This window comes from Brachybacterium ginsengisoli (genome assembly GCF_002407065.1).
In the GTDB taxonomy this organism is placed as follows: Bacteria; Actinomycetota; Actinomycetes; order Actinomycetales; family Dermabacteraceae; genus Brachybacterium; species Brachybacterium ginsengisoli.
Map to the genome: position 1 here is coordinate 1,338,717 of NZ_CP023564.1, position 16,141 is coordinate 1,354,857.

General features: G+C 70.0%; 16 protein-coding genes and 3 tRNA genes. 18 read left to right on the forward strand and 1 reads right to left on the reverse strand.

The genetic code is table 11. From position 1 onward, the window contains the following. The first annotated feature begins 65 nt into the window (after window positions 1-65). From CFK41_RS05890 to CFK41_RS05925, 7 genes are all read left to right on the forward strand, one after another. Window positions 66-776 carry an FHA domain-containing protein gene (locus CFK41_RS05890; protein WP_096798825.1) on the forward strand — a complete coding sequence of 237 codons (711 nt, stop codon included), beginning with the start codon at window positions 66-68 and terminating at the stop codon, window positions 774-776. Window positions 777-930: 154 nt separating this feature from the next. Next, complete coding sequence (locus tag CFK41_RS05895) at window positions 931-5,397, forward strand: FtsK/SpoIIIE domain-containing protein (protein WP_096798826.1); 4,467 nt, start codon at window positions 931-933, stop codon at window positions 5,395-5,397. A gap of 211 nt (window positions 5,398-5,608) precedes the next feature. After that, window positions 5,609-5,878, forward strand: coding sequence for a WXG100 family type VII secretion target (locus tag CFK41_RS05900; protein WP_096798827.1), 270 nt, complete (start codon window positions 5,609-5,611; stop codon window positions 5,876-5,878). Window positions 5,879-6,006: 128 nt separating this feature from the next. Next, the gene (locus CFK41_RS05905; protein WP_096798828.1) at window positions 6,007-6,489 is read left to right on the forward strand and encodes a hypothetical protein; all 483 of its coding nucleotides are present in this window, start codon (window positions 6,007-6,009) and stop codon (window positions 6,487-6,489) included. Window positions 6,490-6,809: 320 nt separating this feature from the next. After that, window positions 6,810-7,064: a hypothetical protein gene (locus CFK41_RS05915; RefSeq protein ID WP_096798830.1), complete on the forward strand. Its 255-nt coding sequence runs from the start codon at window positions 6,810-6,812 to the stop codon at window positions 7,062-7,064. 418 nt (window positions 7,065-7,482) lie between these two features. Next, on the forward strand, window positions 7,483-7,743 hold the full coding sequence (locus CFK41_RS05920) for a hypothetical protein (RefSeq protein ID WP_151904689.1): 261 nt from the start codon (window positions 7,483-7,485) through the stop codon (window positions 7,741-7,743). 65 nt (window positions 7,744-7,808) lie between these two features. Then, complete coding sequence (locus CFK41_RS05925; RefSeq protein ID WP_096798831.1) at window positions 7,809-8,078, forward strand: WXG100 family type VII secretion target; 270 nt, start codon at window positions 7,809-7,811, stop codon at window positions 8,076-8,078. Between the two features lie 162 nt (window positions 8,079-8,240). Here CFK41_RS05925 and CFK41_RS05930 read toward each other — a convergent pair whose 3' ends face one another. Next, window positions 8,241-8,729, reverse strand: coding sequence for a YajQ family cyclic di-GMP-binding protein (locus CFK41_RS05930; RefSeq protein WP_096800959.1), 489 nt, complete (start codon window positions 8,727-8,729; stop codon window positions 8,241-8,243). Window positions 8,730-8,926: 197 nt separating this feature from the next. Between CFK41_RS05930 and CFK41_RS05935 the strand changes: the two genes are divergently transcribed. The 11 genes from CFK41_RS05935 to CFK41_RS05985 all read left to right on the forward strand — a co-directional run bounded on the left by CFK41_RS05935 (window position 8,927) and on the right by CFK41_RS05985 (window position 16,139). After that, window positions 8,927-9,008: transfer RNA gene (locus CFK41_RS05935), tRNA-Tyr, on the forward strand. 85 nt (window positions 9,009-9,093) lie between these two features. Then, window positions 9,094-9,166: transfer RNA gene (locus tag CFK41_RS05940), tRNA-Thr, on the forward strand. Window positions 9,167-9,220: 54 nt separating this feature from the next. Continuing rightward, window positions 9,221-9,297: transfer RNA gene (locus tag CFK41_RS05945), tRNA-Met, on the forward strand. A gap of 97 nt (window positions 9,298-9,394) precedes the next feature. Next, the gene (gene rpmG, locus CFK41_RS05950) at window positions 9,395-9,565 is read left to right on the forward strand and encodes a 50S ribosomal protein L33 (RefSeq protein WP_029360274.1); all 171 of its coding nucleotides are present in this window, start codon (window positions 9,395-9,397) and stop codon (window positions 9,563-9,565) included. Window positions 9,566-9,787: 222 nt separating this feature from the next. Then, a complete protein-coding gene (locus tag CFK41_RS05955; protein ID WP_096800960.1) occupies window positions 9,788-10,237 on the forward strand; it encodes a MaoC family dehydratase in 450 nt (149 codons plus the stop codon). Window positions 10,238-10,294: 57 nt separating this feature from the next. After that, window positions 10,295-10,774 (forward strand): MaoC/PaaZ C-terminal domain-containing protein, encoded by a 480-nt coding sequence (locus CFK41_RS05960; RefSeq protein WP_096798832.1) that lies wholly within the window; start codon window positions 10,295-10,297, stop codon window positions 10,772-10,774. Next, complete coding sequence (locus CFK41_RS05965) at window positions 10,771-11,895, forward strand: UDP-N-acetylmuramate dehydrogenase (RefSeq protein ID WP_096798833.1); 1,125 nt, start codon at window positions 10,771-10,773, stop codon at window positions 11,893-11,895. The genes CFK41_RS05960 and CFK41_RS05965 overlap by 4 nt, the downstream gene beginning before the upstream one ends. A gap of 85 nt (window positions 11,896-11,980) precedes the next feature. Then, window positions 11,981-13,249, forward strand: coding sequence for a serine hydroxymethyltransferase (gene glyA / locus CFK41_RS05970; RefSeq protein ID WP_096798834.1), 1,269 nt, complete (start codon window positions 11,981-11,983; stop codon window positions 13,247-13,249). Between the two features lie 110 nt (window positions 13,250-13,359). Continuing rightward, window positions 13,360-14,259 (forward strand): bifunctional methylenetetrahydrofolate dehydrogenase/methenyltetrahydrofolate cyclohydrolase, encoded by a 900-nt coding sequence (locus CFK41_RS05975; protein ID WP_096798835.1) that lies wholly within the window; start codon window positions 13,360-13,362, stop codon window positions 14,257-14,259. Beyond that, window positions 14,256-15,077, forward strand: a complete 822-nt coding sequence (locus CFK41_RS05980; protein WP_096798836.1) for an exodeoxyribonuclease III — start codon at window positions 14,256-14,258, stop codon at window positions 15,075-15,077. The genes CFK41_RS05975 and CFK41_RS05980 overlap by 4 nt, the downstream gene beginning before the upstream one ends. A 192-nt stretch (window positions 15,078-15,269) precedes the next feature. Beyond that, window positions 15,270-16,139 carry an alpha/beta fold hydrolase gene (locus CFK41_RS05985; protein ID WP_096798837.1) on the forward strand — a complete coding sequence of 290 codons (870 nt, stop codon included), beginning with the start codon at window positions 15,270-15,272 and terminating at the stop codon, window positions 16,137-16,139. Window positions 16,140-16,141 lie beyond the last annotated feature (2 nt).

Below are 16,141 nucleotides of genomic sequence, written 5' to 3' on the forward strand. Positions count from 1 at the left end.
TACCGTGCACCCATGAGGGAACACGGCGGCAGCGAGGGCTGCGACGACAGAGGGGACGACTGAGGATGTCATCGACGATTTCGGTCGAGTTCTGCGGGGAATGGTGGCGCGTCGAGGACGGCGAGGAGCTGACCATCGGCCGGGAGGCTGACCTCACCGTCGACGAGGACAATGCCTTCCTCCATCGCCGGTTCCTCACGATCGTGCAGGTCGAGGCGATGTGGTGGCTGGTCAACATCGGCTCGCGGCTCTCTGCGACGATCACCGACGGGACCGGGTCGATGCAGGCCTGGCTGGCGCCGGGCGCTCGGATCCCGCTGGTCTTCGACGTGACCAAGGTGGTGTTCACCGCCGGCCCCACCACCTATGACCTCGCCGTGCACGCGGAGTCCCCCGAGTTCGCCCGGATCGCCGGGCCGGATGACCCGGTGGGGGAGACGACGATGGGCTCGGTGCAGCTCACCCCGAGCCAGAAGCTGCTGATCCTCGCGCTCTCCGAGCCGATGCTCGTCCGTGAGGGCTCCGGGATGAGCTCCGTGCCGACCTCCGCCCAGGCCGCGCAGCGGCTGGGGTGGCAGCTGACGAAGTTCAACCGCAAGCTCGACAACGTCTGCGACAAGCTCGACCGGCTCGGCGTGCGCGGGCTGCGCGGTGGTCCCGGCAAGCTGGCCAGCAACCGTCGGGCCCGGCTCGTCGAGCACGCCGTCTTCTCGCGGCTGGTCACCACCGACGACCTGCCGCTGCTGGACCAGGCGCAGGACACCGACGACGACTGATCGGCGGCACTCCCCGGGCTCGCCGCCCGGGGAGTCGGTTCGCGGCACGACGCACAGATCGACGCACACTGAGGACGCACACTGAGGCAGCGTCCCACCCCGTCCGGGGCGGGACGTCAGGCGGGCGAGGGGCCCGCCAGGGGGAGGAACACCGATGCGCATCAAGCTCACGCTGCGCAGGCCCGAGGATCGGCTGACCGATCTCGAGGTCACCGCCGATGCGACGGCGACGGTCGCCGACGTGGCCAACGCCCTGTACCTCGCGGATCCGCTGCGCGGGGACGTCGAGGCGCCCGAGGGGCTCACCCTCCAGGTCCAGGACCCCGGCGCAGGCCCCGGGGCGAAGGGCGTGCGCTCCCTGGACCGCGAGATCGACCTGATCCAGGCCGGACTGCGCTCGGGCAGCATCGTCTCCATCGCGCGCTCCTCGGCGGAGTACGCCACGCGCTCCGAGTCCCGCGGCGCGGCGGTCGCCCTGATGCGCGTGCTCTCGGGCCCCGAGGCGGGCCGCGAGTTCCCGCTGCCCTCCGGCTCGAGCATCGTGGGCCGCGAGGGCGATCTGGACATCCGGATCGCCGATCCCATGCTCTCCAAGCGCCACGCCCGCCTGAACGTCGGCGACTCCATCGAGATCGTGGACCTGCACTCCTCCAACGGCGTCGTGATCGGCGGCGAGCAGGTGCAGCGGGCCGTCATCGGCCCCTCGGACACGGTGATGATCGGTCAGACCACCTTCTCGGTGATCGCCCTGCACCGGCTCGGCGGCACGGCCCCGAGCTCGCCGGTGGTGGAGTTCAACCGGTCGCCGCGCGTGGTGCCCCGCTTCCCCTATCGGCCGCTGAAGGCGCCCGCCCCGCCCAAGGAGCCGAATCCGCAGTTCTTCCCGATCTTCATGATGTTCGCCCCGATCCTCATGGGCGGCTTCATGTTCTCCATGACCCGCAGTCCGTTCTCGCTCATGTTCGTGTTCATGATGCCGATGATGGCCACGGCCGGCTATCTGAACCGCAAGTTCCAGCAGAAGAAGGTCCTCGAACGGCAGATCAAGAACTTCGAGGACGGACTCGCCTCCCTCAAGCGCCGAGTCACCGCAGCCCAGGACCTCGAGCGTGCGGTGCGCCTGGTAGAGACGCCGTCCGCGGCGGACACGGTCGATGCGGCGTTCCGGCTGGGCCGACTGCTGTGGACCCATCGCCCCGAGCACAACGCCTTCGGCACCGTGCGGCTGGGGCTCGGTATCGCCCCGTCCCGCGTGGGCATCGAGATGCCCGCGGAGAACGACGCGATCCCCAAGTACTACGACATGCTCGACGACATGAACGAGGAGTACAAGCTGATCGCCGGGGTGCCGGTGGCGGCGGAGCTCCGCTACGCCGGGAACATCGGGATCGCCGGCGGCGGGGAGGAGGCCGACGGGGTGGCCCGCGGCATCGTCACCCAGATCTTTGCCCTGCACTCCCCGGCGGAGGTCGCGATCGCCGCGATCACCTCGCGCTCCAGCCGCGAGATGTGGCAGTGGCTGAAGTGGCTCCCGCACACCTCGAGCCCTCACTCGCCGCTTCCCGGCGACCATCTCGCCGACACCCCCGGGCGTGGGACCTCCCTGCTCTCCCGCATCGAGGAGCTCATCGAGCAGCGTGCGGGCGATGCCCCGCCGCAGCTGCGCACCCCGATGACCATCGAGCTCGAGCAGGCTCCGGACGTCCCTCCGGAGCCGGTCACCCCGTATCTCGTGGTCATCATCGAGGACGACGCCCCGGTGGACAGGGCCCGTCTGGTGCGCATCGCGGAGCGCGGGCCGGATGTTGGCGTGCACGTGATCTGGTCGGCCTCGAACGTCGCTGCCCTGCCTGCGGCCTGCCGCACCTACGTCTCCGTCGAGGAGTCCATCGAGGGGGCGAGCGCCGGCCATGTGCGGCTGGGGGAGCGGTTCTACCCGGTGACGGTCGAGACGGTCTCCATCGAGGTCGCCTCCGGGGTGGCCCGCCACCTCGCACCGGTGGTCGATGCCGGTGTGCCGATCGACGACGACTCCGACCTGCCGCGAGCGATCTCCTACCTCAAGCTCGGCGGCATGCAGATGGCCGAGGACCCCAACTACATCATCGAGCGGTGGAAGGAGAACAACTCCCTCACCCCGCGCGACGGCTCCGAGCCGCAGCGGCGCAAGCACGATGCGAACCTACGCGGCCTCGTCGGCCACAACGGCCAGGACGCCTTCCACCTCGACCTGCGCACCAACGGACCTCACGCCCTGGTGGGCGGCACCACCGGCGCGGGCAAGTCCGAGTTCCTCCAGGCGTGGGTGCTGGGCATGGCCACCGCGCACAGCCCCGACCGGGTCACCTTCCTGTTCGTGGACTACAAGGGCGGCGCCGCGTTCGCCGACGCCCTCGCCCTGCCCCATACGGTCGGCCTGGTCACCGACCTCTCCCAGCACCTGGTGCGCCGCGCGCTGACCTCGCTGCGCGCGGAGCTGCACCACCGCGAGCACCTGCTGAACCGGAAGAAGGCCAAGGACCTGGTCTCGCTCGAGCGCACCGGCGACCCCGAGGCACCGCCCAGCCTGATCATCATCGTCGACGAGTTCGCGGCGCTGGCCAAGGAGATCCCGGAGTTCGTGGACGGCGTCGTGGACGTCGCCGCCCGAGGCCGCTCGCTGGGCCTGCACCTGATCCTCGCCACCCAGCGGCCGGCCGGCGTGATCAAGGACAACCTGCGCGCCAACACGAACCTCCGCATCGCCCTGCGCATGGCCGACGAGGCGGACTCCAAGGACATCCTGGGCGACAAGATGGCCGCGCACTTCGACCCGGGGATCCCCGGCCGCGGTGCGGCCAAGACCGGGCCGGGACGGATCGCGACCTTCCAGTCCGGGTACGCCGGCGGCTGGACCACGGAGGAGCCCGAACGGGCCCGGATCGACATCGTGGAGAAGGACTTCGGCACCGGGGAGCAGTGGGACATCCCCGCACCCCCGGCCAAGGAGGTCAAGGACCCCGGCCCCAACGACATCTCCCGGGTGGTCGCGACCGTCAAGGCTGCGGCGGAGAACGCCGGGGTCCCGGCGCCCCGCAAGCCCTGGCTGTCCGAGCTGGCCGATGCCTACGACCTCTCGCGCCTCCCCAGCCGCCGCACCGACGAGGAGCTCCTGCTGGGCGTCATGGACGTCCCCGAGGACCAGGCCCAGCCCACGACCTCCTACGTCCCCGACCGTGATGGCAACATGGCGATCTACGGGACCGGCGGATCCGGCAAGTCCACCACGCTGCGCACCCTCGCGATCTCGGCAGCCTCCACCGTCCGCGGCGGGCCCGTGCACGTGTACGGTCTCGACTTCGGCGCCTCGGGGCTGACGATGCTCGAAGACCTGCCGCATGTGGGCGCGATCGTGCCGGGGGACGACGAGGAGCGGGTGATCCGTCTCCTGCGGACGCTCCGGAAGCTGATCGACGAGCGGGCGAAGGAGTTCGCGAAGATGCGCGCCGGGTCCGTGGCCGAGTACCGCGAGCTGGCCGGGAAGCCGGACACCCCGCGCATCCTCCTGCTGGTCGACGGCATGGCCGCGTTCCGCGAGGCCTACGACTACTCGAACCTCTCGAAGTGGTTCACGACCTTCGTCCAGATCGCGACCGACGGCCGCCAGGTGGGCGTGCACGTGATCGTGACCGGCGACCGGCCCAACGCCATCCCCACCTCGCTCGGATCCTCGATCCAGCGGCGCCTCATCCACCGCATGGCCAGCGATGACGACTACATGGCCTTCGGCGAGCCCAAGGACATCCTGGACAGCACCTCGCCTCCCGGCCGATCGATCCAGGACGGGCACGAGGTGCAGGTCGCGGTGCATGGCGGAGATTCGAACGTCGCGCTCCAGGCCCGTGAGGTCGCCAAGCTCGCCAAGGCGATGCGTCGCGCCGGCGTCCCCGAGGCGCCGGACGTCGAGCGTCTGCCCGAGCGGGTCGAGTTCTCCTCCCTCCGCCCGACCGTCGGTGGGATGCCGACGCTGGGTCAGGCCGACGAGACCCTCTCGGAGATCACCTTCGAGCCGCGTGGGGCCTTCATGGTCACGGGGCCGATGGGCTCCGGGCGCACCACGGCGATGCTCACCATCGCGACCGCGCTGAAGGCGATGGACGAGCCGATGCGGCTGGTCCGCTTCTCCTCGCGCCGAACCCCGCTGACAGGTCTCGACGTCTGGGACGTCGAGGCCTCGGATCCGGACACCGTCCGCGAGCTCGCCGGGCAGCTGCGACAGACCATCGAGTCCGGCAGCGTCGGAGAGGGCAAGCTCGCCCTGTTCATCGACGGCGTCGCGGACTTCACCGGCAGCGGCGTCGAGAACGATCTGGACAAGCTCATCCGCGCGAGCACCCGTGAGGGCCAGTTCGTCGTGGGGGAGAACGAGTCCGCCACCTGGTCGCAGGCGTACGTGCTCGCCCAGCCCTTCAAGGCCGGCCGCCGCGGCCTCCTGCTGCAGCCGAGCGACATGGACGGCGACACGCTGCTCGGAACCGGATTGGGGAGGATCCGTCGAGCGGACTTCCCGCCCGGTCGCGGGTTCCTCGTGTTCTCCGGTCGTGCGATGAAGTTGCAGGTCGCGCAGAACACGGCCGGCTGACGCGCCGCGTCTCCGCCCGCTGCCCGCGGGCGCCGACCGCGGCGGGAGCCGGACCGGGCGGGCCGGTGCGCGCGCCGTCGTCCCCATGGGGACTCCTCCCCATGGTCGGGGGTCGGCGATCGCTCTACAGTGAGTCCTGTCGACCACGACAGCAGGCCGGTGCACCGGAATGGGGCGCAGGCGCGAGCCACCAGGAAGGGGAACCCGAACCGTGAACTCCACGTTGGGTATGAACATCGAAGAGGTCCGGCGGATGTCCGCCCAGCTGCGCGACGCCGCGGAGGAGATCACCCGGATCGAGCAGGAGCTGACCAGCGGTCTGGCCGATGTCGACTGGACCGGCCCGGACGCGGACCGCTTCCGCAGCCAGTGGCAGGGTGAGATGGTCCCGGCCCTGCAGCAGATCATGACCTCGGTCAACGAGCTGGGGGACTCCGCCGAGCGCAACGCCGCCGGGCAGGAGAACGTCTCGTCCCACTGATCGCGCCGCATCCGGTCCTCGTGACCGACCGACGACGGCCCGAGCATGTTCTGCTCGGGCCGTCCTCGTCGTCGCACGATGCCTGATAGGTTGACCGTCGTCAGAGGTGGGACGAACGGAGCATATCCATGGCACAGAGCATCGAATACCCGAGCGCAGATTTCCCCGGTCCACCGAGGATCGCGATCGAGGTTCCGGACGACTGGGAGACGCTGACAGTCCCGGGTGTCCAGCTGGCCGTGGCCCAGCCTCGCGTGGAGGGCACGTTCCGCGCGAACGTGGTCGTCACGGTGCAGCGGTTCGGCCCCGACTTCACCCTCGAGGCGGCTCGGGCCGGGCTCGACCAGCGCAAGGCGGCACTCCCTGAGCTCGAGGAGCTCGGCACCGGCGAGATCGAGATCGAAGGCACCACCTGGATCGCCAGCGAGTACGGGTACACCCAGCCCGGCCGCCCCACCGTCGTCCAGGCGGCACGGTACGCGGTCGTCGACCGCGGCGGCGTGGCCAAGGACGTCGTGGAGATCGTCGGCAGCTGCGGGGCGGAGAGCGCCGATGATGAGATCGAGACCGTCCGCACCATCCAGGACTCCCTGACGGTGAAGCTCGACTGAGCTCCGGACGATCCGACGGCCCCGGCCCCTCGATGAGGGGCCGGGGCCGTCGTCATGTCGGTGTGCCGGCGCGGGTTCCCATGGGGCATGGGGAGTCCTGGAGGGGTGAGGACCGGGACGAGTACGTCTCCGAGTTCACCGGCACGGTTCGGGAGATGGTGACTCAGGCCAAGCAGCAGTGCGAGGACTTCGCGGAGCGCGCGAAGGCGAACGCTCAGTCGCAGCGCAAGACGTCGTCCTGATCATCTGAGTTCCAGTTTCTTTTTCTCGATGTGCAGCTCCGGGAGCGGGGAGAAAGGGGTCGGTCGGCTTTCAAGGGTATGGATCCGGGCGAGGGCGACGAGATCGCTCAGGCTGTCACGCAGTCCGGCGAGCAGATTCTCGAGGTCGTCGGTGATATGACGACGATCATCAACTCGGTCGAGTGGGAAGGTCCGGATGACGACGGCTGCGAGGAGGAGTGGAACTCCTTCATCGGTGGGCCGCTGTCGAACCTGGTCGAGGCTCTTCAGCAGAAGGGCAAGGAGCTCACTCAGCATGCTGAGGAGCAGGAGCAGGAGTCGAACAACGGCTGATCCCGGTTCGAGCTCGTCGCGCTCGTCGCGAGGAAGGCCCCGCACCCGTTCTCGGTGCGGGGCCTTCGTGCGTGCCCTGGGCGGGGGAGCGCGCTCTGCCGGCGGCACGGTCCGCGCTCCGCGCGGCGGAGCGCGCCGAGCACCGAACGCCGCAGGGCTGCGCGGGACGGCCGGCCAGTAGTTGCCCGCCCGGTGCTTGTCCACAGCCCGATAGTGCTTGCGATCAGGCTGTGGCCTGGCCTTATGTATTCAGCGGGGGTATGGGGAGGACCATGGGGAGTTGTCCCCATCGCCATGTGGTGGTGGGGGTTCTAGGGTGGTGTCATCACCTGGGGGACAGGGTCGAGGAAGCGGTCACTGGCTGCGGAGGTCAGGTCCGGTGGGTGGGGGCAGTTTTCACTACGAGATGGAGGACACCATGAAGAAGGGCATGAACCCTGAGGCCGTCGAGCAGATGGGTCAGCAGATCCAGGATGCGGGCGAGCAGGCCGGCCAGATCTTCGAGGAGATCGCTGGCAAGGTCGAGGGCTTCGACTGGACGGGTGAGGACCGGGACAAGTACGTCTCCGAGTTCACCGGCACGGTTCGGGATCTGGTGACTCAGGTCAAGCAGCAGTGCGAGGACTTCGCGGAGCGCGCCAAGGCGAATGCTCAGTCGCAGCGCAAGACGTCTTCCTGATCATCTGAGTTCCAGTTTCTTTTTTTCGATGTGCAGCTCCGGGAGCGGGGCGAAAGGGGTAGGTCATGGCTTTCAAGGGTATGGATCCGGGCGAGGGCAACGAGGTCGCTCAGGCTGTCACGCAGGCTGGCGAGCAGATTCTCGAGGCTGTCGGTGATATGACGACGGTCGTCAACTCGGTCGAGTGGGTCGGTCCGGATTACGACGGCTACAAGGAGGAGTGGAACTCCTTCATCGGTGGGCCGCTGGCGAACCTGGTCGAGGCTCTTCAGCAGAAGGGCAAGGAGCTCACTCAGCATGCTGAGGAGCAGGAGCAGGAGTCGAACAACGGCTGATCCCGGTTCGAGCTCGCCGCGCTCGTCGCGAGGAAGGCCCCGCACCCGTTCTGGGTGCGGGGCCTTCTTGTGTGTCCTGGGCGGGGGAGCGCGCTCTGCCGGCGGCACGGTCCGCGCTCCGCGCGGCGGCGGCCTCGGGGATCCAGGGCCGCCGGCGCCGACTCAGCGGTAGTTGACGAACTGCAGGGCGACGTCCAGATCCTTGCCCTTCAGCAGAGCGATGACGGACTGCAGATCGTCACGGCTCTTGGAGGAGACGCGCAGCTCGTCGCCCTCGATCCGCGCCTTGACCGCCTTCGGGCCCTCATCACGGATCAGCTTGGAGATCTTCTTGGCGTCCTCGGTGCTGATGCCCTCCTTGAGGGACGCGGCCAGGCGCACCTCCTTGCCGGACTGCTTGGGCTCGCCCACGTCGAGAGCCTTGAGCGAGATGCCCCGGCGGATGAGCTTGGACTGCAGCACGTCCAGCACTGCGAGCACCCGCTCCTCCGCATTGGCGGTCATGACGATCTCGTCCCCGCTGAGGGTGATCGACGCTCCGGTCCCTCGGAAGTCATAGCGCTGGCCGACCTCCTTCACGGCCTGGTTGACCGCGTTGTCGATCTCCTGCCGATCGAGCTTGCTGACGATGTCGAACGATGAATCTGCCACGGTGGGTCCTTCCTTCATGCGGCCGCCCGGGTGGGCCGCCACCTCATTGTCCATGTGCCCCCGGAGCGGCTGTGATGCTCTTCATGCACCGAGGGGCCGCTCCGAGTTCGCATCGGCGGCGCGGCGCCGGTATGCTGTTCCAGGTCCGCTTCCAGCGGCCACTCGATCCAGGTCGGGTGGGCAACGGGAGCAGTCACGGCAGATTACCCGAGCGGCCAAAGGGAGCTGACTGTAAATCAGCTGGCATTGCCTACGGGGGTTCGAATCCCTCATCTGCCACGGCGGAGGATCCATGTGATCCGAAGCACCGGGACCAGCCCCCGAATTGCCTCCGGGCGAAGAGGTGGGTAAAGTTCACCGGGTTGCCCTGATAGCTCAGTCGGCAGAGCATCTCCATGGTAAGGAGAAGGTCAAGGGTTCGATTCCCTTTCAGGGCTCTGATGGATGCGGCGGCCCGGTCTCATTCGAGATCGGGCCGCTTCATCGGTCACGCCGGGGTAGCTCAGACGGTTAGAGCGCACGACTCATAATCGTGAGGTCGCGGGTTCGATCCCCGCCCTCGGTACCACACCGGTTTCCGCCGGAGTGCTGAATCCACATCCCCCGAGCACGGGGACCCACGAGGCGCACCGCAGGGAGCGCCACCCGGACGAAAGAGGCGAACCGTGGCGAGCAAGAGCTCTGACGTGCGTCCCAAGATCACCATGGCTTGTGTTGATTGCAAGGCGCGCAACTACATCACCAAGAAGAACCGTCGCAACACCCCGGATCGGCTCGAGCTCTCGAAGTTCTGCCCGACCTGCGGCAAGCAGACGGCGCACCGCGAGACCCGCTGAACGGGTCAAGCACTGCTTCCACGAAGGCCACCCGGGATCATCCCGGGTGGCCTTCGTCATGTCCGCCGCGTGCATCGGACCCGGCGCACCAGCCTCCGCACGCCCCCGGCCTCCGCACGGACCAGCCCGTCCCGCCCGGCCTGCCTGCACCCTCGGTCCGGCGGTGAGATGATCGAGGGGTTCGTATCCGTCGGCCCCGCCGACCCGACCTCGGGAGACGTCATGCCCACCACCCCCGATCCCGCCTTCGCCGGCCGCACGTACCCTGCGGGTCCCGTGCACACGGTCTCGGCCGCGAAGATCGTCGAGTTCGCCCGCGCCACCGGTGCGACCTCCGCGCTGCACACGGATGCCGAAGCGGCCCGTGGTGCCGGCCACGCCGATGTGGTCGCGCCGCCCACCTTCCTCGTCTCCCTCGCCCAGGCCACCGAGGCCCAGTACATCGAGGATCCGGCCTCCGGGATCGACTTCTCCCGGGTGGTCCACGGCGAGGAGTCCTTCACCCTCCACCGACCCGTGGTCGCCGGGGACCGACTGGTCCCCACCCTCACCGTCGAGGCCATCCGCGCCGCCGGCGGCCACGCGATGGTCACCACCCGCGTGGACCTCGCCGACGAGGCCGGCACCGAGGTCGCCGCCGTGCGCAGCATGCTCGTCGTCCGCGGCGACTGACCCTGCCGCGACCGCCGCCGCAACATCCCGCCCGCCTCCACGGATCCAGGAGCAGACATGACCACCACCCCCGCCGCCCCCGCGGACCTCTCCGCACTGACCGTCGGCCAGGAGCTCGCCCGCACCCGTCACGAGGTCTCCCGCGACACCCTCGTGCGCTACGCCGGGGCCTCCGGCGACTTCAACCCCATCCACTACAACGACGCCGTCGCCGAGCAGGCCGGACTGCCCGGGGTCATCGCCCACGGCATGCTCACCATGGGCACTGCCATCACCGGGCTGCTCGACGCCATCGTCGATCCCACGGCGGTGCGCGCCTACTCCACCCGGTTCACCAACCCGATCCCGGTGCCCGCCACCGGCTCCGTGGCCCTCGAGGTCGTCGCCGTCGTCGGCGCGATCGACGAGGCGGCGGGCACCGCGCGGGTGGATCTGACCGCGCAGGTGGACGGGACCAAGGTGCTCGGCCGTGCCCGGGCCACCCTCGCCCTCCCGGCCGCCCCCGCTGATGGCTCGGCGGAGCAGGGCGCCGCATGAGGCTCTCCGACCTCACCACCCTCCGCATCGGCGGAGAGATCCGGAACCTCGTCGAGGCCCGCACCGCCGACGAGGTCATCGCGGCGGTCTCCGCGGCCGACGCCGCCGGGGAGCCGCTGCTCGTGCTCGGCGGCGGCTCGAACCTCGTCGCCTCCGATGAGCCCTTCGAAGGCACCGTGGTGCTGCTGCGGGACCCCGAGGACCCGCCGCTGCTGGACGCCACGTGCGAGGTGGGCGCCTCGGGGGAGCCCGATGGCATCCCCGTCGATCCCGCGGAGCTCACGCCGCTCGAGCCCACCTGCGGCGGTGCGCTCGTCGAGTACTTCGCCGGGGTGAACTGGGACCGGGCCGTCCGCTACGCGGTCGCCCGCGGGATGGTGGGCATCGAGGCGCTCTCCGGGATCCCCGGATCCGTCGGCGCCACCCCGATCCAGAACGTGGGCGCCTACGGCCAGGAGGTCGCCGCGACCATCTCGCGCGTGCGCACCTGGGACCGTGAGCAGAACGCCGTGCGCACCTTCTTCGCGGCCGACTGCGGCTTCGCCTACCGCGACAGCGTCTTCAAGCGCACCCGCTACTCGGGCGTCCCCTCGGCGACGGGCCGCTACGTGGTTCTCTCGGTGACCTTCCAGCACACGATCGGTTCGCTCTCCGCCCCGATCCGCTACGCCCAGCTGGCCGATGCGCTCGGCGTCCGGGTCGGGGACCGGGCGCCGATGCAGCAGGTGCGTGAGACGGTGCTGAGCATCCGTGCGAGCAAGGGAATGGTGCTGGATCCGGGCGACCACGACACCTGGAGCGCCGGATCCTTCTTCACCAACCCGATCCTCGACGCCGCGGACGCCGAGCGTCTGCCCGCCGAGGCTCCCCGCTACGACGTCGGCGACGACCGGGTCAAGACCAGCGCGGCGTGGCTGATCAGCCACTCGGGGATCGAGCGCGGGCATGCCGTGGGGGAGCGGGCCGCCGTCTCCACCAAGCACTCCCTGGCACTGACGAACCGCGGGGGCGCCGGCAGCGACGACCTGGTCGCCCTCGCCCACGACGTCCAGGCCCGGGTCCAGGAGAGCTTCGGCATCCACCTCGAGCCCGAACCGGTGCGGCTCGGCCTCGCACTCTGAGCGCGACAGCGGCGGGGACGCCGACCGTCCTAAGATGGCCGGACGGCGTCCGTCGCCACCCCGCCCCGACCCTGCAGGAGGCCCTGTGAACGTCCTCGACCAGTCCATCGCCGATCTCGATCCGGACATCGCCCAGGTGCTCGATCGCGAGCTCGCGCGCCAGCAGCGCACGCTCGAGATGATCGCGAGCGAGAACTTCGTCCCCCGCGCCGTGCTGCAGGCCCAGGGATCGGTCCTCACCAACAAGTACGCCGAGGGCTACCCGGGCCGCCGCTACTACGGTGGCTGCGAAGAGGTCGATGTCGCCGAGCAGATCGCGATCGACCGTGCGAAGGAGCTGTTCGGCGCCGAGCACGCGAACGTCCAGCCCCACTCGGGCGCCTCGGCGAACGCCGCCGTCATGCACGCCCTGGCCCGCCCCGGCGACAAGCTCATGGGCCTGTCCCTCGCCCATGGCGGCCACCTCACCCACGGCATGAAGATCAACTTCTCCGGCCGTCTCTACGACATCGTGGCCTACGAGACCGAGCCCGGCACGGGCCTGATCGACATGGACAAGGTGCACGAGCTGGCCGTGGCCGAGCAGCCCAAGGTCATCGTCGCCGGCTGGTCGGCGTACACGCGCCAGCTCGACTTCCCCCGCTTCCGCGAGATCGCCGACGAGGTCGGCGCCGCGCTGTGGGTGGACATGGCGCACTTCGCGGGCCTCGTCGCCGCGGGCCTGCACCCCAGCCCCGTCCCCTACGCGGACGTGGTCTCCACCACGATCCACAAGACCATCGGCGGTCCCCGCTCCGGCATGATCCTGTGCACGGAGAAGTGGGCCAAGAAGATCGACTCCGCGGTCTTCCCCGGCCAGCAGGGCGGCCCGCTCATGCACGTCATCGCGGCGAAGGCCGTGGCGCTGAAGGTCGCCGCCTCCGAGGACTTCAAGGACCGTCAGGCCCGCACCCTCGAGGGCGCGAAGATCCTCGCCGAGCGCCTCCAGGCCGAGGACGCGAAGGCGGCCGGGGTCAAGGTCATCTCCGGCGGCACCGACGTGCACCTCGTGCTCGTGGACCTCGTGGACAGCGAGCTCGACGGACAGCAGGCCGAGGACCGTCTGCACGAGGCCGGCATCACCGTGAACCGCAACGCGGTGCCCAACGATCCCCGCCCGCCGCGCGTCACCTCCGGCCTGCGCATCGGCACGCCGGCGCTCGCCACCCGCGGCTTCGGCGCCGCCGAGTTCACCGAGGTCGCCGACGTCATCGCGCTCGCCCTCACCGGCGGCGCGGACCTCGAGTCGCTGCGCGCACGCACCGAGGCCCTCGCCGCGGCGAAGCCGCTGTACGCCGAGCTGCAGCAGTACTGATCACGCGCAGGGGGCCCGGCACCACGGCGCCGGGCCCCCTCGCCGTCCTCGTGGAGGCACGTGCGGCCTCCCTTCGTTCGACCAGCCACCCCTGACATCCAAGGAGCGCCATGACGGCACAGATCCTCGACGGCAAGGCCACCGCGAAGGCGATCAAGGAGGAGCTGGCCGAGCGCGTCACGCGACTCGTCGAGGCCGGGCACGAGCGCCCCGGACTCGCCACCCTCCTGGTCGGAGACGACCCCGGCAGCGCCGCCTATGTGCGCGGCAAGCACCGCGACAGCGAGCAGATCGGGCTCACCTCGATCCAGAAGCACCTCCCGGCGGATGCCACCCAGGCCGATGTCGAGGCTGTGGTCGACGAGCTCAACGCGGATCCCGCCTGCACCGGCTACATCGTCCAGCTCCCGCTCCCGAAGCAGATCGACACCGACGCGATCCTCGAGCGGATCGATCCGGCCAAGGACGCCGACGGCCTGCACCCCATGAACCTCGGTCGTCTGATGCTCAACGCCTACGGGCCGATCCACACCCCGCTGCCGTGCACGCCGCGAGCGGTCATCGATCTGCTCCTGCGCCACGACATCGACCTCGCGGGCAAGGACGTCGTCGTGATCGGCCGCGGCATCACCGTGGGCCGCTCGATCGGTGCGCTCATGACCCGCCGCAGCATCAACGCGACCGTCACGCTGACCCACACCGGCACCACCGACCTGCCGGAGCATCTCCGCCGGGCGGACGTGATCGTCGCGGCCGCGGGCGTCGCCCATCTGGTGCGTCCCGAGGACGTCAAGCCCGGCGCGATCGTGCTGGATGTCGGCGTCTCCCGCCAGGAGGACCCCGAGGGCGGGAAGGCGAAGCTCGTGGGCGATGTGGATCCCGCGGTCGCCGAGGTCGCCTCCTGGATCAGCCCCAACCCCGGAGGCGTCGGCCCGATGACGCGAGCGCTGCTCATGAACAACGTCGTCGAGGCGGCCGAGCGCGCCGCGGGGATCGAGGTGTCCGCATGACCCTCACCCTCGCCACCGTCAACGTCAACGGCCTGCGCGCCGCCGCTCGGAAGGGGATGCCCGACTGGCTCGCCACCACCTCGGCGGACGTCATCACCCTGCAGGAGGTGCGCGCCCCCGATGAGCTGCTCGCCGGTCTGGTCGGCGAGGGCTGGAGCATCGTCGGAGAGGCCTCGCAGCTCAAGGGCCGCGCCGGCGTCGCGGTCGCCGTGCGCACCTCCCGAGAGGACGTCGATCTCGAGACGGCGCGGCGCGGCCTGCCCGGGCTCGAGGGCGATGCGCACACCGGTCGCTGGATGGAGGTCGATCTCGAGGACCCCTTCGGCGACGGCCGCACCCTCACCGTGATCTCCTGCTACATGCACTCGGGGAACACCGAGAAGCCGCAGACGATGACCGACAAGTACGCCTTCCTCGACGTGGCCATGGCCCGTCTCGAGGAGCTGCGTGCCGCCGGCGGCCACGTGGTGCTCACCGGCGACATCAACATCGCCCATGCCGAGTGGGACATCAAGAACTGGAAGGGCAACCTGAAGTCCGCCGGCTTCCTGCCCGAGGAGCGCGCCTACCTCGACCGGCTGACCTCCGAGGGCGGGTACACGGATGTGCACCGCCGCCTCCACGGCGACGGCCCCGGCCCGTACACCTGGTGGTCGCAGCGCGGCAAGGCGTTCGACAACGACTCGGGCTGGAGGATCGACTACCAGCTGGCCACCGAGGATCTCGCCTCCCGCGCGGCCACCGCCCAGGTGGACCGTGCGCCGAGCTACGACACCCGATGGTCCGACCACGCACCGCTGGTGATCAGCTACTCCTGAGAAGGACGGGATCGTTCGGCAGGGCTGCGTGCAGCGCCGCCGGACGATCCCGGACCGGATGGGGACGGACCCGCCCGGTCCGGGCTGCCGGGGTGTCTTCCGCGAACGGCCCTGTGGCTCTACGGTGAGGGAGCTCGCCCCGGCGTCGCAGCGACGCGCGCCGGATCGTCCCGCACCCCTCGAGGAGCTCCCATGGGAGACACCGCCCGCACCCTGGCCCTTCTGGACGCCGACATCGCCCATCACGTGCGCGGCGCCCTGCCTCCGGACGGAGGCGACCCCGTCCTGCTGATGATCGGTCAGCCGATGACCTCCGAGGGCTTCTCCGACCTCGCCGAGCAGCTGCCCGAGCGCACCGTGGTGACCTACGATCCGCGCGGTCTCGGGGAGAGCACCCGGCGCGACGACAGCGCGCTGAACGATCCCGTCCTGCAGGCCGAGGATCTGCACGCCCTGGTCGAGCACCTCGGCGGCCCGGTCGACCTCTTCGCCAGCAGCGGGGGAGCGGTCGCCGGCCTCGCACTCCTCACGGCGCATCCCGAGGACATCCGACTCCTCGTGGCCCATGAGCCGCCGCTGTTCGGGCTGCTGCCCGATGCGGAGGCGGTCGCCGCGGTGAACCAGGCGGTCACCGAGCGGTATCACGAGCGTGGATGGGGCGCAGGGCTCGCGGCCTTCATCGTGATGTCCTCCTGGCAGGGCGAGCTCACCGAGGAGGTCAGCGCACAGTTCCCCGCGCCGGAGCAGTTCGGGCTTCCTGCGGCGGACGACGGCCGACGGGACGATCCCCTGCTCTCCGGGGCGAGCGCCCCGGTCACCGACTACGTCCCGGATCTCGAGGCCCTCCGTGCTCAGAGCGGGAAGCTCGTGCTCGGCCTCGGCGAGCAGACCGGGCAGGCGATCACCGCGCGCTCCACAGCGGCCCTCGCGGAGCGCCTCGGCGTGACCACGACGTCCTTCCCAGGGGACCATGGCGGCTTCCACGCCGGGGACCCGTCGAATCCCGGGGATCCGGCGGCCTTCGCGGAGCGCCTGCGCGAGGTGTTCGCCGGCGGCCGCTGAAC